This is a genomic window from Butyrivibrio sp. XB500-5 (genome assembly GCF_003625505.1).
GTDB lineage: Bacteria > Bacillota > Clostridia > Lachnospirales > Lachnospiraceae > Butyrivibrio.
The window spans coordinates 435,147-451,556 of sequence record NZ_RAIS01000001.1 but is presented as its reverse complement, the minus strand read 5'-3'; the positions used below and the strand labels follow the sequence as shown (position 1 = coordinate 451,556).

The 16,410-nt window shown below is 42.0% G+C and carries 13 protein-coding genes and 1 other RNA gene; 12 read left to right on the top strand and 2 right to left on the bottom strand.

All coding sequences use genetic code 11. The features are described 5' to 3' along the window. Positions 1-121: 121 nt before the first annotated feature. Positions 122-1,339, bottom strand: a complete 1,218-nt coding sequence (locus D6856_RS02005) for an iron-containing alcohol dehydrogenase (protein ID WP_120685516.1) — start codon at positions 1,337-1,339, stop codon at positions 122-124. 277 nt (positions 1,340-1,616) lie between these two features. Here D6856_RS02005 and dtd point away from each other — a divergent pair, with 277 nt between their 5' ends. Further along, entirely contained in the window at positions 1,617-2,051 is a 435-nt protein-coding gene (gene dtd, locus D6856_RS02000) for a D-aminoacyl-tRNA deacylase (protein WP_120685515.1), read from the top strand. A 72-nt stretch (positions 2,052-2,123) separates the two neighbouring features. On the opposite strand, the gene deoC is transcribed toward dtd, so the two are convergent. Next, positions 2,124-2,783: a deoxyribose-phosphate aldolase gene (gene deoC, locus D6856_RS01995; protein ID WP_120685514.1), complete on the bottom strand. Its 660-nt coding sequence runs from the start codon at positions 2,781-2,783 to the stop codon at positions 2,124-2,126. A 120-nt stretch (positions 2,784-2,903) separates the two neighbouring features. Between deoC and D6856_RS01990 the strand changes: the two genes are divergently transcribed. The 11 genes from D6856_RS01990 (at position 2,904) to D6856_RS01940 (ending at position 16,358) form a co-directional block, all read left to right on the top strand. Beyond that, a complete protein-coding gene (locus tag D6856_RS01990) occupies positions 2,904-3,998 on the top strand; it encodes a GGDEF domain-containing protein (protein WP_120685513.1) in 1,095 nt (364 codons plus the stop codon). A 37-nt stretch (positions 3,999-4,035) separates the two neighbouring features. After that, positions 4,036-5,856, top strand: coding sequence for an aminopeptidase P family protein (locus D6856_RS01985; protein ID WP_120685512.1), 1,821 nt, complete (start codon positions 4,036-4,038; stop codon positions 5,854-5,856). A 188-nt stretch (positions 5,857-6,044) separates the two neighbouring features. Next, a non-coding RNA gene (gene ssrS, locus D6856_RS01980) (6S RNA) lies at positions 6,045-6,252 on the top strand. 74 nt (positions 6,253-6,326) lie between these two features. After that, positions 6,327-7,220: a YihY/virulence factor BrkB family protein gene (locus tag D6856_RS01975; RefSeq protein ID WP_330543888.1), complete on the top strand. Its 894-nt coding sequence runs from the start codon at positions 6,327-6,329 to the stop codon at positions 7,218-7,220. An 18-nt stretch (positions 7,221-7,238) separates the two neighbouring features. After that, a complete protein-coding gene (locus D6856_RS01970; RefSeq protein ID WP_120685511.1) occupies positions 7,239-8,384 on the top strand; it encodes an AI-2E family transporter in 1,146 nt (381 codons plus the stop codon). Positions 8,385-8,405: 21 nt separating this feature from the next. After that, the gene (locus D6856_RS01965; protein WP_120685510.1) at positions 8,406-8,609 is read left to right on the top strand and encodes a hypothetical protein; all 204 of its coding nucleotides are present in this window, start codon (positions 8,406-8,408) and stop codon (positions 8,607-8,609) included. A 170-nt stretch (positions 8,610-8,779) separates the two neighbouring features. After that, positions 8,780-10,039, top strand: coding sequence for a 6-phosphofructokinase (locus D6856_RS01960; protein WP_092250237.1), 1,260 nt, complete (start codon positions 8,780-8,782; stop codon positions 10,037-10,039). A 142-nt stretch (positions 10,040-10,181) separates the two neighbouring features. Then, positions 10,182-10,460, top strand: a complete 279-nt coding sequence (locus tag D6856_RS01955; RefSeq protein WP_092250234.1) for an HU family DNA-binding protein — start codon at positions 10,182-10,184, stop codon at positions 10,458-10,460. Positions 10,461-10,594: 134 nt separating this feature from the next. Further along, positions 10,595-12,256, top strand: a complete 1,662-nt coding sequence (locus D6856_RS01950) for a putative bifunctional diguanylate cyclase/phosphodiesterase (RefSeq protein ID WP_158588795.1) — start codon at positions 10,595-10,597, stop codon at positions 12,254-12,256. Positions 12,257-12,573: 317 nt separating this feature from the next. Next, positions 12,574-14,193 carry a hypothetical protein gene (locus D6856_RS01945; RefSeq protein ID WP_120685508.1) on the top strand — a complete coding sequence of 540 codons (1,620 nt, stop codon included), beginning with the start codon at positions 12,574-12,576 and terminating at the stop codon, positions 14,191-14,193. A 20-nt stretch (positions 14,194-14,213) separates the two neighbouring features. Next, a complete protein-coding gene (locus D6856_RS01940) occupies positions 14,214-16,358 on the top strand; it encodes a M13 family metallopeptidase (RefSeq protein ID WP_120685507.1) in 2,145 nt (714 codons plus the stop codon). The last annotated feature ends 52 nt before the right edge of the window (positions 16,359-16,410 follow it).

Sequence of the window (16,410 nt, the reverse complement as noted above, 5' to 3'; positions counted from 1 at the left end):
TAAAGATACGTACGAAGGACCGGTTTCCTTGCACGTATCTCCAATAACTTAAAGACAGGGAAAATTCTCATTTCACGTTGTTTAAAGAAATCGGATTTTCCCTGTCTTTTCATTGATTAAATTAGAAATCTACTTCTGTATCATAGTAGCAGCACTTGAGGAGTTTTTCCATCTCTTCCTGGCTGGGCTGACGAGGATTGGAGCCTGTGCAGGCATCGAGGATAGCGTTAGCTGCGATGTCGTGGAGTCTCTCAAGGAATACGTTCTCGGGAACAAAGCCCTGCTCAGCGGGAAGTCCGTCTGCTCCGTAGTGAGCGATACAATGAGGAATGTTGAGATCGTCATTCATCTTGCGGAGGTACTCGATAAGAAGCTTAACCTTTTCGTCGTCATTGGAGCCGCCAAGGTGCATGTAATCTGCAATCACGCCGTAGCGCTTCTTAGCTGTGGGATCCTTGGCGTTGAATGCAACAACCTTTGGAAGGTACATAGCATTGGCTGCACCGTGGATGATGTGTGCTCCGAGGTCTGCGAATACAGCACCTGTCTTGTGTGCCATTGAATGAACGATACCAAGGAGTGCATTTGAGAATGCCATTCCGGCAAGACACTGCGCGTTGTGCATAGCATCTCTTGCGTTCATGTCTTCGTTGTAGGACTTAACAAGGTTGCCCATGATCATCTCGATAGCATGAATTGCAAGAGGATCTGTATAGTCACAGTTGGCTGTTGAAACATAAGCCTCAACGGCATGTGTCATAGCGTCCATACCTGTGTGTGCAACGAGCTTCTTAGGCATTGTGTGCGCAAGCTCGGGATCTACGATAGCAACATCGGGTGTGATCTCGAAATCTGCGATAGGGAATTTGATACCCTTCTGATAATCAGTGATGATTGAGAAAGCTGTAACCTCGGTAGCTGTTCCCGATGTAGAAGAAATAGCGCAGAATTTAGCCTTGGTACGGAGCTTGGGAAGTCCGAATACCTTGCACATATCTTCAAATGTTGTCTCGGGATACTCATATTTGATCCACATAGCCTTAGCTGCATCGATAGGTGAGCCACCACCAATAGCTACGATCCAGTCAGGCTGGAATTTCTGCATAGCTTCTGCACCCTTCATAACTGTCTCAACGGAAGGATCTGACTCGATACCCTCAAAGAGTTCTACTTCCATTCCGGCTTCCTTAAGGTAAGCCTCTACTTTCTGCAAGAATCCCCCTCTTTTCATTGAGCCGCCACCTGTGCAGATGATGGCGCGTTTGCCCTCAAAAGTCTTAAGTGCTTCAAGAGCACCTTTTCCGTGATAAACATCTCTGGGCAGTGTAAAACGTGACATAACAAATACCTCCTTCAAAATCTTGTTAAAAAAATAACATTACATACATTATATGTGCACATCCCACAAAACTCAAGCTATTTATTGCTTTTTATTGTGAAATTTCCACCAAAAAATCAACTGAATTTAAGTGCACTTTTCACAGTTATGGAATTATCATCATTGAAAAAAACAAGTTAAATATGATATTTTTAATGATATAAGACATACAACTGATGATGTTGCAAGTAAACGAAATAAGAAGATGCTTTAAAATAATAATAGTGGGAGAATAGACTTGAAAGCAGTTTTGACAAGGGTTTTATCGGCATCGGTAGACATTGACGGTAAGAGAGTGGCAGAGATAGGTAAGGGATTTTTGGTGCTTCTGGGAGTACATGTATCGGATACCGAGGAAAAGGCCAAGAAGATGGCTGATAAAATTTGCGGGTTAAGGATCTTTGAGGATGAGAACGGAAAGATGAACATTAATCCCAAGGACGCAGGGGCTAAGCTCCTTATCGTAAGCCAGTTTACTTTATATGCCGATTGTTCATCAAGAAGACCGGGATTTACGGAAGCTGCGCGTCCCGATCTTGCAATTCCCTTATATGAGCTTGTAATAAAAGAGTGTAGAGATAGGGGCTTTGAAGTAGGAACCGGGGAATTCGGCGCGGATATGAAAGTGACGTCCGAAAATGACGGTCCGGTGACGATTGTATTAGATATTTAGATATATAAAATCCGGCGGGACATAAGTCTCGCCGGATTGTTTATTTATTATAGATTCTTCGCAGCCTGTCGCTTAGAGTGAATACTTCTTTGCGATAAGAGGAGCGACCTTGGATGAACCGATACGGCTGCATCCTGCCTCAGCGTATGCGAGGGCATCCTCGATTGTGCGGATACCGCCGGCAGCCTTGATCTTAACGTCAGGGCCGATGTGCTTTTTAAAGAGCTCGATGTCCTCAAGAGTAGCACCTGCTGATCCAAAGCCTGTTGAAGTCTTGATGTAGTCAGCCTTTACCTCTGTTACGATCTCGCAGAGCTTGATCTTCTCATCCTCTGTAAGATAACATGTCTCGATGATAACCTTAAGAAGCTTGCCTGAGCATGCCTCGCGGATCATTTCAAGCTCTTTTTTAACTTCGTCATATCTGTGATTCTTTACATCGCTTACGTTTACAACGGTATCAATTTCTGATGCGCCGTCTCTGATGGCAACCTTAGCCTCTTCAACCTTGGACTCGGGGCAGCTGTAGCCCAGAGGGAATCCGATTACTGTGCAAAGGTTGAGCTTGTCGCCGTATTTGTCATGAACTCTCTTAAGATATGTGGGAGGGATGCATACGGAAGCTGTTCCGTACTTAACTGCCTCATCGCATAACTCTATAATTCCTTCCCATGTAGCATCTGCCTGTAGAAGTGTGTGATCGATAAGTTTTAAAATATCTTTTTCTTCCACGATAAATTCTCCTTTTTTCGAAAAAATTAAATCTATTCTTTATGTATTTTACCATATTTTTGCCTGCTGTTATATGTGGTAAAATGCTAATTGTATTAATGGTGTTGGGAGGACATTTTTATGTCGTTTATGGACTCGTTTTATGGGGAGAAGAACTTATATGAGATTTCTCATGGATATGTAGTGTTGATCATCATGTATTTTTGCATCCATATTCTTTTGGAGGCAGTATACATAGGCTGCGGATGTACTCCTATGGCCTATATCAACATAATCAGCATATTGATCTATATAGGGATGTTTTTTCTTAATAAGACTGAGCACAAGATAATCGTTGCATGGTGTATATTGTGGGATATATTCACGCATGCTGTTGTTGCGACAGTTTTTATGGGATATAACAGTGGTTATTTCTTTTGGATAATCTCTTTATTTTCAATGTTGTTTGTTTCATTCTATGTTCCTATTACCAATGCATTTGCCAAAGGTATGGCCGTAGTATACGGCACACTTACTATAGTCGCTTTTGTTGCGCTTAAATATTTAGCGGATTATGGTTATCTACCTGATAAGTATGTGCCTTCTCCCGGGGTGTCGGGTGTTTTGTTTGTGGCCAATGCGATAATTGCATCCAGTATAGTAGTTATCCAGCTTATTGTTTATTCACATCATATGAACAGATATAACGCTACTCTCAAGAGGATGAATGATACCGATTACCTGACGGGGCTCTATAACAGGAAATCCATGATAGCTCTTTTTATTAAAGAGGTAGATCGCATGGACAAGGGCGAGAGTGGAGATATCTCAATTGCGATTTTGGATATTGATTTCTTCAAAAAGATAAATGATACTTATGGTCACAACGCCGGAGACGAGATCCTTATTGATCTTGCAGATATATTCAGATCTGAGGGTGAAGGAAAGTACACCGTAGGCCGTTGGGGCGGTGAGGAGTTTGTAATCCTTGGTTCTTACGAGCTTAGCTATGATGATTTCTGCAAAGAGCTTGAAAATCTCAACAAGAAAATAGCCGGAACGGGCTTTATCGCTGACAACAACGAACTTACCGTGACGGTTTCTATAGGTGCGGCTCACTATGAGAGCGGCATGACTATCGTAGATATAGTAAAAAGAGCTGACGACAGGCTTTACGAAGCCAAAGAGACCGGAAGAAACAAAGTTATCACTTGCAAGGAGAATCTTCTGGATTAACCAAAGCATATTATTATTTCAAGGAGTTTTTTTATAAATGTCAGAAAATGAAGTTATTAAGGGAAGGCTTGCGGGCCTTCGCGCAGCAATGAAGGAGAATGGCATTGACTACTACATGATGCCTACATCCGATTTCCACAACTCGGAGTATTCCGCAGACTTCTTCAAGGTAAGAGAGTACTTTTGCGGATTTGACGGATCCAACGGAACGCTTGTCGTAAGCGAAGATGAGGCGGGACTTTGGACTGACGGAAGATATTTCATTCAGGCAGGCAACCAGCTTGCGGGCACAGGCGTTGAGCTCTACAAAATGGGCAACCCCGGAGTTCCCACCATCGAGGAGTATCTTGCAGCCAATATGAATGCTGGCGAGGTTCTCGGCTTTGACGGAAGAGTTGTTTCCGCAGCAATCGGTGAGAGACTCGAAAAGAAGTTAAAAGATAAAAAGATAAGCCTTAAGATCGACAAGGATCTTGCGGAGGATGTCTGGACTGACAGACCGGCGCTTCCCTGTCATGATATCTATGTTTTATCAGATGAGCTCTGCGGAAAGTCTTTTGCGGATAAGCTTGCGGATGTTAGAGCCAAGATGAAAGAGTATGGCGCTGCGTCGCATCTTTTGTCCAAGCTTGATGACATCATGTGGCTCACAAATTTACGTGGAAACGACGTGGAGTGCAATCCCGTTGCGCTCTCATACGCATACATAACAGGCGATATGTTTGCGCTTTTTGTTCAGCCAAAAGAGGTAACCGGCGAGGTTAAGGCATATTGCGACAAAGTCGGAATTGAGCTTAAGGACTATGATGAGGTAATGAAATATGTATCCGAAAGCTCTTTTGACGGAGATCTTTTATACGATAAGAGAAACACGAACTATTTCACTTACAAAACTCTTTGCGAGAAGGCCGCAGCTGCCAAGGTTTCTTTGATCAACAAAAAAGATCCCACGGAGCTTATGAAGGCTGTCAAGAACGAGACTGAGCTTAAGAATATCAGGGAAGTCTATATCAAGGACAGCGCCAAGCTCACAGAGTTTATTTACTGGGTAAAAAAGAATGTGGGTAAGATCCCGATGACCGAGTATTCGGCAGCGATGAAGCTCGACAGCATGAGAGCCGAGATCCCCGGCTTTATTGAACTTTCTTTTCCCACGATAAGTGCTTATAACGCCAACGCCGCAATGGCGCACTATGACGCCACAGAGGATAACTGCGCCGAGGTTAAGCCGCAGGGTATGCTGCTTGTTGATTCGGGCGGAACATACATGGGCGGAACGACCGACGTTACAAGAACCATCGTTGTCGGCGAGATTTCCGATGAGATCAAGAAGCACTACACTGCAACGGTTTCGGGAATGCTTGAGCTTGCAAATGCACGTTTTATGGACGGATGCACCGGAAGAAACGTCGATATCTATGCAAGAAGAGCGCTTTGGGATATCGGAATTGACTACAATCACGGAACAGGACACGGAATCGGTTATATCTTAAATGTTCACGAGGGTCCGCAGGGTATCAGATGGAAATATGTTGAGGGCGCGAGTGAAGCTCTTCTTAAGCCCGGAATGATCGTATCGGATGAGCCCGGAGTTTATATCGAGGGAAGCCACGGAATCCGTATCGAGAACATTGTTGAGGTCGTAAGCCGTCTTGAGAATGAGTTCGGTAAATTCTATGGCTTTGAACATCTTACATACGTTCCGATCGATCTTGAAGCAATCGATACAGAGTTTATGAAACCTGAGGCAAAAGATCTTTTGAACAGATATCATGCGGAAGTTTATAAGAAAATTGAGCCTTTAATTGAGGATCAGGATGTAAAAGCATGGCTTAAAGAGGCCACAAGGGCTATTTAAATGATATAGTCAAAGAAAAATATATCGGCCGGGCCACCGGTTAACTTTATTGCCAAAAACTCTTTTTTATAATTAAATAATTGGCACTTTATAAATGTGAGCGATGTCTAAAAAGTCTGTTAAATACTGGATTTTCGCTTGAAAAATGGATTTCTGTGACTATAATAATAATTAGGAACTACCTAGTAGTTCTCCTGGGGTGTCCGACAACTCCTGTGTAATTTGAACCTACATTTCTTTAAACGGGACTCCTACATTACCATAATAAATGTCACGCCTTCGGCCCTGCGCATGCGCAGACCAGCTATGGGAGAGGAAGACAGGCATCATGGTTGCGGTAACCCACCTGGCGATAGCTAGGAGTCAAATAACAGGAACCGGCATTTTGGGATTTAAAAAGGAAAACGAAAGCAGTCATTAAGTTGACTGCTTTTTCCTTAGCTGTGAGAACAGGTTGAGCGGGGGCTTGTATGAATATTTGGGGTACTCTTTTTTCTTTGATGAGAAATTTTTCTCGCAATATGCAAAAAAAGAATATAGTCTCTTATGCAAGCAGCACCGCCTTTTTTCTTATTGTTTCCCTTATTCCGCTTTTAATTATGATAACCTCGGTCCTTCCGTATACTCCGATCACGGAAGCGGACATGGTGCGCGCTTTTATCAAGATAACGCCCAGCTTTACGGATGAGACGATAATAAGTTTTATAAATGAAGCTTACGGAAGAAGCGACGCTGTTTTTTCCATATCGGCACTTGTTACTCTGTGGACCGGTTCACTTGGAATGCTTGCGCTTATGCGAGGTCTGAATTGTATTTATGATGTTGAGGAGCTTCGTAATGTAATTTATCTAAGAATACTTGCTGCTTTTTATACTGTTGCGATGATCGCAATCGTACTGATGATGCTGCTTTTAATGGTTTTCGGCAACAGAATAGAAGCTTTTATCATAGGATATTATCCGCCGATTGGCGTAATTGTCTCGTTTTTAATTAATTTTAGGTTTATACTGATAATTGGTATAGCTATTTTTCTTTTTGCACTTATGTACACCTACATACCAAGTGCAAGGCTCAGATATGTATATCAGCTTCCGGGCGCGGTTTTCTCCGCGATAGTGTGGTATGCGTTTTCATGGATCTTTTCCATGTATGTCAATTCGACTGACAGCTATTCACTCTACGGAAGTCTGGCAACGCCTGTAATTATGATGTTCTGGCTGTACTTTTGCATATACATATTCCTGATCGGAGCCTTTATCAACAAGTTTTTCCATCCTGCGGTCAAAGTCTTGTATGATGACCATCACAAAAAGGTAGTAAGGAGAAACGTAAAGAAGAAGACAGGTCAGCTAAACAGACACTAGATACTTACGGAGGAAAGAATGAAATTAAATAACAAGTGGTTTAAAAAGAAATGGGTGGCTTACACGATCGCGACATGCTCGGCTGTGATTCTTTATATGATCCTGTCGCATATCACGGGGCTTTTTTCCATTATAAAAAGTTTCTTTAGTTTCATAAGACCTATCATAATCGCCATAGTTATCGCGTATATTTTCGATCCCATGGCCAAGCTTTTGCAGAGTTCGGTCTTTAAGAAGATAAAAAGAGAGAGTACCAAATGGAAGCTGTCGGTTGCGGGAGCGATAATAATCATCCTCACTGCGGTATCGCTTTTGTTCGCGGCACTTATACCTCAGATCGGGGACAGTGTTTCCACTTTTGTATCCAATATCGGAGGATATATCGATTCATCGCAAAAACTTCTGCAAAGCCTAGAAAACGGCGGAGGAAGGCGTATGTTTGGCTTTGATGTCAGCGGACTAGCGGAGTTTGGAGAGAAGATACTTAAAAATATCGGGGATTATTTTTCCAATAACATGGACAGCTTTGTGAGCAGCTCAGTGAATGCCGGTAAGGGCGTGTTTGATACTGTTATTGCTTTCATCCTTGCAATCTATTTTATGATAGATAAAAAGAGGATCATTGACGGATTTGCCAAGATCATGCGACTTATCATGAAGGAAAAGACATTTAAGAATTCCGCGGATCTTGTTGAAAGATGCAACGCTATCCTTATCAGATACATAAGCTTTGATATTATCGACGGTATCATTGTCGGAATTGTAAACTTTATCTATATGCTGATTGCAGGACAGCCTTATTCGGTGCTTATCTCGGTCATTGTTGCGATAACAAATCTCGCGCCGACCTTTGGTCCGATAGTAGGTTGTGCCATAGGATCTTTTATCCTGGTACTTGTTAATCCGTGGTATGCGCTGTGGTTCATTCTCTTTACGATAGTGCTCCAGACGATAGACGGATATATCCTTAAGCCAAGGCTTTTCGGAGAGAGTCTCGGAGTATCGCCTCTCATGATCCTCATCGCGATCATTCTCGGCGGAAGACTCTTCGGAGTTCCCGGAATCCTGCTTGCGATTCCGTTTGCCGCGATCCTAGACTTTGTATTCAAAGATTATGTGTTAAAAAAGCTTGAGGAAAAGCACTCACAGCGGTACAATGGGTAGTATAAGGAGAGGGATAATACTATGGATTTTTTAGATAACGCTGTTACTTTTGCAAAAGATAAGATTGATTTCGTGATGGATAAATGGGATTCTCTCTCGGAAGAGAAGAAGAAACTTTTCATCGGATGCGCGGTTGTAGCGGTTTCCGTCATTGTCGTGTGCGCCATTGCGTACAGTATCGGCAAGTCCCACGGAAGAAGATCTGTTTTTGAAGAAGATTTCTAAGTTTATAGTGGTTTAATTGCGCTCGGAGTGCGTCCGGGCGCTTTTTTATTTATTTGTACCATTCCGAGCCCTTTATTTTAGTGGGTTTTGACGATGCAATTCCTGATGACACTAAACGTTTTTTCGCATATAATAAAGAGGTATTAATCTTTCGAAAGGGGACAGGAGTAATGGTGCAGAAAAAGAAAAGAAATGTTATTGTTGGACAGTCGGGCGGCCCTACGGCAGCAATCAATTCTTCACTTGCCGGTGTGTACAGAACCGCCATCGATCGTGGGTATAACAAGGTTTACGGTATGATCCACGGTGTTCAGGGGCTCATGGAAGGTCGATATGTAGACCTCTCCGATCACATTCAGTCAGGACTTGATATCGAGTTACTTAAGAGAACTCCCTCAGCTTATCTGGGTTCATGCAGATACAAGCTTCCGGAAATCTTTGAAAGCAAAGATATCTACGAAAAGATCTTCGACATTCTCGTAAAATTGGAAATTGACTGCTTTATCTATATCGGCGGTAATGATTCAATGGATACCATCAAGAAATTATCGGATTATGCGATAATCACCGGTTCGGACATCAGATTTGTAGGATGCCCCAAGACCATTGATAACGATCTGGCTTTGACAGACCATACTCCGGGTTATGGTTCCGCAGCCAAGTATATAGGAACTTCCGTAAAAGAGATTATTCGTGACAGCTGGTCACTTGAGACAAGCCACGGACAGGTTATCATCGTTGAAGTAATGGGTAGAAACGCAGGATGGCTCACAGGAGCAACAGCTCTTTCAAAGGGTGAGGATTGCGATGGACCCGATGCTATCTACCTTCCCGAGATTCCTTTTGATCTCGATGCTTTCATTAAAAAGATAAAGAACCTTCTTAAGACCAAGGCTTCTATTGTTGTAGCCGTATCCGAAGGTATCAGGACCAAGGACGGCAAGTATGTAAGCGATATGGACAACTCCGTTGAGTATGTAGATGCTTTCGGACACAAGCAGCTTACAGGTACTGCAAGATATCTTTGTAACGTAGTTTCCGCAGAGTGCGGATGTAAGACAAGAGCTATCGAGCTTTCAACACTTCAAAGAGCAGCAAGTCACTGCGCTTCCCGTGTTGATATTCTTGAAGCCTATGAGGTTGGCGGTGCCGCTATGAAGGCAGCTGACGAGGGCGACAGCGGAAAGATGGTAGTTATCGAGAGACTTTCCGATGATCCTTATCAGGCAGGAACAGAGGTTAAGGATGTTCACAAGATCGCCAACGATGAGCGTACCGTGCCGAGAAATTGGATCAGCAAGGACGGAACATATGTAACCAGCGAGTTTATTACATATGTAAGACCTCTCATCCAAGGTGATGTGGGACCTATCATGGTTGATGGTATTCCGAGACACCTCTACAGGCCGGGCTTCCAGGACATCCTTTGATGAAAGCCTTGTCATTAGGCACTTTTTTGTAAAATTTTTGTTAAAAATGGCGATTTTTCTGCATTTAAGTGTTGTTATGTGCATTTAATAGTGGTAAAATGGGCATTGTAGTAAATAAATTTCTTTTTGGAGGGAAAATTACATGAACAAGACAGAACTTATCGATGCAATTGCTAAGGAAGCAGGTCTTTCAAAGAAGGACGCTGGCGCAGCACTTAACGCATTCACAGACACAGTAACAAAGGAGCTTAAGAAGAAGGGTAAGGTTCAGCTTGTTGGATTCGGTACATTCGAGACAACAAAGAGAGCTGCCAGAACAGGTAAGAATCCTCAGACTGGCGCTGCTATCAAGATCCCTGCATCTGTAGCACCTAAGTTCAAGGCTGGTAAGGCTCTTAAGGATCTTGTAAACAAGAAGTAATTTAATATTATACGGAAAAGAGCGTGTCATGCGACGCGCTCTTTTTTTGTGCAACCGCAAAAGTATTGAAAAATCGTAAAATTTTTATTAAAATTATATTATATTCCTACAATTTTTATATGAGGGTGGATAAGATGAATTTCGAAAAGAGCTTCGAGAACTTTGTTCAGATTCTATCTGAGGAGGAAGTTACTTCTGAAATTACCCCCAGTGCGCTCGCAGACATTTCTAAGGAGTATGCGTTGCGTTCTATAGTGGCGGTTGTTTCGTTCGCTAAAGGGGCGGATGAAGAAGGCGAGCCGGACACGGTTATTTCACTGTTCGGTCCTGTTCCGGAAGGGGAAGCACCTGCTTATTATTTCAAGAATGAAATGGCAGGCAAGAGGATAGTTACATACAATATCTATCTATTGGGGGACAAGAGATGGACAGAAGAGGAGTATAAGAGCTTTTCTGTTATCATTGACATATTATCTTTTCATTTAGAGCGTTATCTTCTAAACGGTATCGTTAAGGAGAGCACGTTTATTCAGTATCTGACCAGGCTTCCGAATGCAGGAGGCTTCCTTGCGTTTGCCGGAAGACTCTTTGAGGAAGAACGCATTCAAGACTACAATTCCTTTTACTTTAATCTTAAGAGCTTTGGCCTTGTAAGCCGCCGTTTCGGTATTACCGAAGGCGACGAGATCATGAAGCGCTACGCCAAGAAACTTCGCGAGTTCTGTGAGCAGGACGAGATCGTGGCTCACCTCGGCGGAGATAACTTTACTGCGCTCATTAAAAAAGACAGAACCAATGATTTCCTGGAGCTTTTGTCCGGAATTGAAGTGTACGGAAATAAGAACGATAAAGAAGAACCTATAACAATATCTGCAGTCGCAGGCGTGTATTCTGTCGATGATTCGTTAAAAGAGCCGGGACAGCTCATTTCCAGAGCCGGAATGGCTTGCAGCTATGCAAAGAATGTTGCCAATAAGCCTTACGTATTTGTAAATAAGGCGATGAGCACCAAGATATACAGGCAGAAACAAATCGAAGAGCGATATGAGGAAGCGCTCCAGAACGACGAATTCAGGATCTATCTGCAACCCAAGGTCGATACCGTAACAGGTGAAATTGTTGGAGCAGAGGCTCTCGCGAGGTGGTTTTGCAACGGAATAGTTCTTTACCCCACTGAATTTGTACCTATTCTTGAGCAAGAGGGACTTGTTGCGACGCTTGATCTCTATGTTCTTAAGAAGGCCTGCGAGTACATCAGAAGCTGGCAGGACAAGGGTATTCCGATCGTTCCGGTTTCCGTTAACTTCTCAAGACGTGACCTTGGTTACAAGCACTTGGCAAAAGAAATCGCGCAAATAATCGACGATTACGGCATTGACAGAAAGTTTATCCAGATAGAGGTTACCGAGACTGCGAGCGAAGATGAGAGAGGCCTAATGACGACCTTCCTTAAAAAGCTCAAAGACATGGACATAAGCACAGCGATCGACGACTTCGGAACGGGCTTCTCTTCACTGTCAACGCTTAGAGATTTCCCAGTTAAGGTCATTAAGATTGACAGATCTTTTATCAGTAATGACAACCTTAATAAGAACGATGAGATCGTACTTAAGAATATCGTAGCCATGGCGAGAGAGCTTGGAATCGATGTTGTAACCGAAGGTGTCGAGAGAACGGAGCAGACTGATTTCCTTAAAGAGGTAGGATGCCACGTCGTTCAGGGCTTTTTATATGACAATCCCATGCCGATGGATGACTTCGAGAAACGACTTGAAAAGAAATATTATGATAACTGAATATATCAGAATCCTAGGGCCTTGTTTTACGCAGGGCCCTTTTTTATTGCAATATCTTACAAAATTGTAAGGTTATCTCTTTGTTCTGTAAGCTAAATTCAAGGTAAACCCAGATAATTCCTGATAATATTGGCATGTTTGTTGTGTGAGATAACACCTGATATAAAACATATTCAAAAAATATCAAAAAAATAAGTGTTGACAATCTAATTTTTATAGACTATTATTTACCTCGTCAGATGTACTACGCCACACATAGTAAAATAAACATAGTAAAATAAACGTAGCAAAAAAGAGCAGAAATAAAGGAAATTACTATGAAGAACTTGGGGAAAAGAATTAAAGACAATTCATTAAATAACTTAAAGAACATGCGCTTATGGGAATTTGGAGCGATGCTACTGTTTATAGTCAATATGGCAGGTATATTTTACTTTAACCTATCAGACCTTAGACTATCGCTCGATCCGGACTTTGCAACAGTCGTTTATCACTTAAAAGAGATCGTGCATAAAGGCACGCTTATACTTCCGAATTGGGTCGCTACAACCAGTATGGAATTTGATTCAACGCTACTGTTTGCAATTCCTTTGTACGCGATCACGAACAATGCCTTTTTGGCAGTTGGTCTCTCCGACCTTTTGATCGTGTTTATATATATAACCGTTATATGGAGCATCCTAAGGGTGCTCCGTGTACGGATAGGAATCAGGTTTTTGACACTTGCCGTTATCATAACGCCATATAACTATGACTGGCTTGATTATTTCAAAATGCTGTTTTTTGCACACGCCAATTACAGCATCAAGGCTCTTATTCCGATCATGCTGGTGCTTTGCCTTATGGCATTTGATGACAAATTTAAGAGTTCTTTTTCCAAATGGAAAAGATATGCTTTTTTGGGCACATACTTATTTTTATTGTTTGTGACAAGCGTTTCCACAGGTGCTTACACATTTGTCTGCGGAGTTGTTCCGATTCTTTTTGTAAGACATTTATCTTTTGTAAAAAAAGGATTCGGGTTAAAAAAGGGGCTGTGGCCGGTAACACCGCTTAGTGCAGTAGTATCATTTGTCGGATTGTATATTCATAAAAAGATATATACAGGAAATTCGCCTGTCACGACGCTTGTAAAGCCCGAAGATTTTTTTGAAAATTTAAGAGAAGTATTTGTAGGCGTATTCCAATCCTTTGGAGTACTTATAAACGGTAATGAGCCTGCATTTTCCAAGCTCGGACTCTTTTACGGCCTTAAGATATTGTTTGTCATAGCATTGTTTATCGCGACGATGGTTGTTACGGTCAAATGGTTCAAGAATAAGAAGAACTACGACTATTACATACTCTTTTTTACGGTAATACTTTTTAATATGGCAGTTCTTATTGTCAGCGATATGAGAGGAAGCAATGATTTCATTCCGTACAGATATCTTTTTATCGGGCTGCCGCTACTTCTTGCGGGAGTCGGGATCATGCTTGACAGGTGCGTTTCAAGGTTTGGTGATAAGAAATTCGTGCCGGTGATGTCGGTTCTTTTGATCGCATTTGCTTATATTCTTGCGGGTAATTTCAAGGAAACCAGCGATAATATGCCGGAGAAAGACTATATCGTAGAGATGACCGAGTATTTCGATACACTTGATGTTGATACAGTATTTATCGCCGATGACAGAGATACCGCGGTCATGTGTAAGGCAGCGGATGACACCAGGAAATACGCCTGCTACGAAAGCAAAGACGAGAGCATATATCTTGAAAGAAATTATTATACTCAGGAAAAAGACTTTGACTATTACGGTGAAAAAAACGTGATAGCAATACCAAATTTTAACAAGCTGACAGATTATGTATCCGAGAATATCGCAAGAGGTTACAGATATGTCGGTGAAACGAGATGGCTTGCATGCTACGTTTCAGATACCAATTATTTTAACTAAATGCTAGAAGGAGAGTAAAAGTGAAAAAGAAAACAATTTCTTTATTATTATCAACTTGTATTATGGCAATAGCTATAACCGGATGCAGTGCTAACGGTGAATTCGGACCGTCCGATGCAGATTCATCGGCTCAAGCAAGTGAGCAGAGCTCAGATACAGCTGCACAAGAAGCTTCAACTGCACAAGAAGGAACAGATGATGCCGGAAAGGGCACAGGAGGAACACCTTGGATAGATTCCGATATAAAAGAAAATGTGACAGCGGATACCAAGACAGATCCTAAGGATGATTTCTGCCTTTATGTAAACAAGGATTGGATCCTTGAAAATAACATTCCCGACGGCTATTCATCATGGAGCCACTACGCTGAGCGCAGCCTCGAAGTAAAGAAGCAGTGCATGGAGCTTTTAAAGGATGCGAGCTTAACGGGGCATGATGCAGAGCTGGTTCAGACATTCAATAAGCTTGTTCTTGACTGGGATAGCAGAAATAAGCTTGGCGTTTCTGAGCTTACAGATAAATACAACAAGATCGCAGAGGCTCAGAGTATCGATGATATCACAGGGCTTATTACAGACAAGGATAATGTCAATGAGTACTATGATTTTGTAAATTACTCGGCGTTTCCGGGGCTTAATGATTCAAAGAAATATATAGTATGGATTGAAAATCCCGGGGTGATCCTCAAAGATTCCGCTGAATACGCAAACAGGACCGAGCTTGGAGATATGTACTATGGCTATAATAAGGATCTTTTTACCTATATGGCACAGAAGTTCGGAATGACTGAAGATGCGGCGGGCAAGTGCTTTGATAAAGCAATAAACCTTGAGACCAAGCTTGCGACCAAGATATATACCTCAAACGATCAGTATTCCGCAGATTTTGTAGAAAAGATCAATAATGAAATGTCATTAAACGATGCTGTTTCCAAGATGAAGAATTTCCCGTTAAAAGATATTTTGACAAGCACGGGCTATGTATATGGCGGAGCATATCTTAATACCAATCCTGATTATCTGGCGCTTCTTGATGAAGTTTACACACAGGAAAATGTAGAGGATATCAAGGCTCTTTTGACAGTGAAATTTGTTTTGGAATATTCAAACATAACAGATAAGGATACCTATGATAAGGTAAACGAGCTTAAGAATACGTATTTTGGAACAACCGGAGCATTAAGCGATGAGGAGATGGCTTACAAATTTGTAAAGGAAGAGCTTCCGGATTCAATGCAGATGGTTTACATCGATAAATACGGCTCTGAAGAAGAAAGACAGAAGATGACTGAGCTTTGTAAGGAAGTAATCGATACCTACAGAGAACTGCTTTCTGAAAATGAGTGGGCTTCTGATGAGGTTAAGAATTATGCGATCGAGAAGCTTGATAAGATAACTATCAACGCAGCATATCCCGATAAATTCAATGATACAAACGGAATTAACATTGACGGATGCACTCTTATTGAGGCCGATGAGAGGATCACGCTTAACAAGATTAATGAGAATAAGAAGCTTATGGGCACAAAAGTCGATAAAGAAAAATGGGCTCAGGATATGTGTGTAACTGATTGCAATGCTTTTTATAATCCTCTTGATAACAGTATCAACATGATCATCGGAATGATGGGTGAACCCTTCTTTTCAAGTGATATGAGTACAGAGGAGCTCTATGCTTCAATCGGAGCTTTCTGGGTAGGACACGAGATCTCTCATGCCTTTGACAGAGACGGTTCTCAGTTCGATGCTGAAGGCAATCTGAAAGACTGGTGGACAGAGGAAGATAAAAAAGAGTTCCAAAGCAGATTGGATAAGATGGATAGTTATCTTGATACTATTGTTGCATTTGGTGATAACCACTTTGTCGGATCAAACATTGACGGTGAGATGGCTGCGGATATAACAGGACTTCAGTGTGCTCTCAGAATGGCATCAAAGGTTGAAGGCTTTGATTACAAGAAATTCTTTACTAAATACGCTCAGATGAATGCAAACATTTCAACATACATCTCGGAGCTTGACATGCTTACTCAGGATCCTCATCCGCTTGATTATTCAAGATGCAACATTCCCGTTCAGCAGTTTGAGGAGTTCTACGAAGCCTTTGATGTAAAAGAAGGCGACAACATGTACCTCGCGCCCGAAGACAGAATTACTGTTTGGTAAAAGAGATTTCGGATAATCCGGAAACATCATAGATACTACTTTTTTTTCGAAT

What these genes read in the sequence shown, in the direction of transcription:
- D6856_RS01945 (WP_120685508.1), top strand. Translation starts at nt 12,574, where the DNA reads ATGAAGAACTTGGGGAAAAGAATTAAAGACAATTCATTAAATAACTTA.
- D6856_RS01985 (WP_120685512.1), top strand. Translation starts at nt 4,036, where the DNA reads ATGTCAGAAAATGAAGTTATTAAGGGAAGGCTTGCGGGCCTTCGCGCA.
- D6856_RS01965 (WP_120685510.1), top strand. Translation starts at nt 8,406, where the DNA reads ATGGATTTTTTAGATAACGCTGTTACTTTTGCAAAAGATAAGATTGAT.
- D6856_RS01975 (WP_330543888.1), top strand. Translation starts at nt 6,327, where the DNA reads ATGAATATTTGGGGTACTCTTTTTTCTTTGATGAGAAATTTTTCTCGC.
- D6856_RS01950 (WP_158588795.1), top strand. Translation starts at nt 10,595, where the DNA reads ATGAATTTCGAAAAGAGCTTCGAGAACTTTGTTCAGATTCTATCTGAG.
- D6856_RS01955 (WP_092250234.1), top strand. Translation starts at nt 10,182, where the DNA reads ATGAACAAGACAGAACTTATCGATGCAATTGCTAAGGAAGCAGGTCTT.
- D6856_RS01970 (WP_120685511.1), top strand. Translation starts at nt 7,239, where the DNA reads ATGAAATTAAATAACAAGTGGTTTAAAAAGAAATGGGTGGCTTACACG.
- D6856_RS02005 (WP_120685516.1), bottom strand. Translation starts at nt 1,339, where the DNA reads ATGTCACGTTTTACACTGCCCAGAGATGTTTATCACGGAAAAGGTGCT.
- D6856_RS01990 (WP_120685513.1), top strand. Translation starts at nt 2,904, where the DNA reads ATGTCGTTTATGGACTCGTTTTATGGGGAGAAGAACTTATATGAGATT.
- D6856_RS01960 (WP_092250237.1), top strand. Translation starts at nt 8,780, where the DNA reads ATGGTGCAGAAAAAGAAAAGAAATGTTATTGTTGGACAGTCGGGCGGC.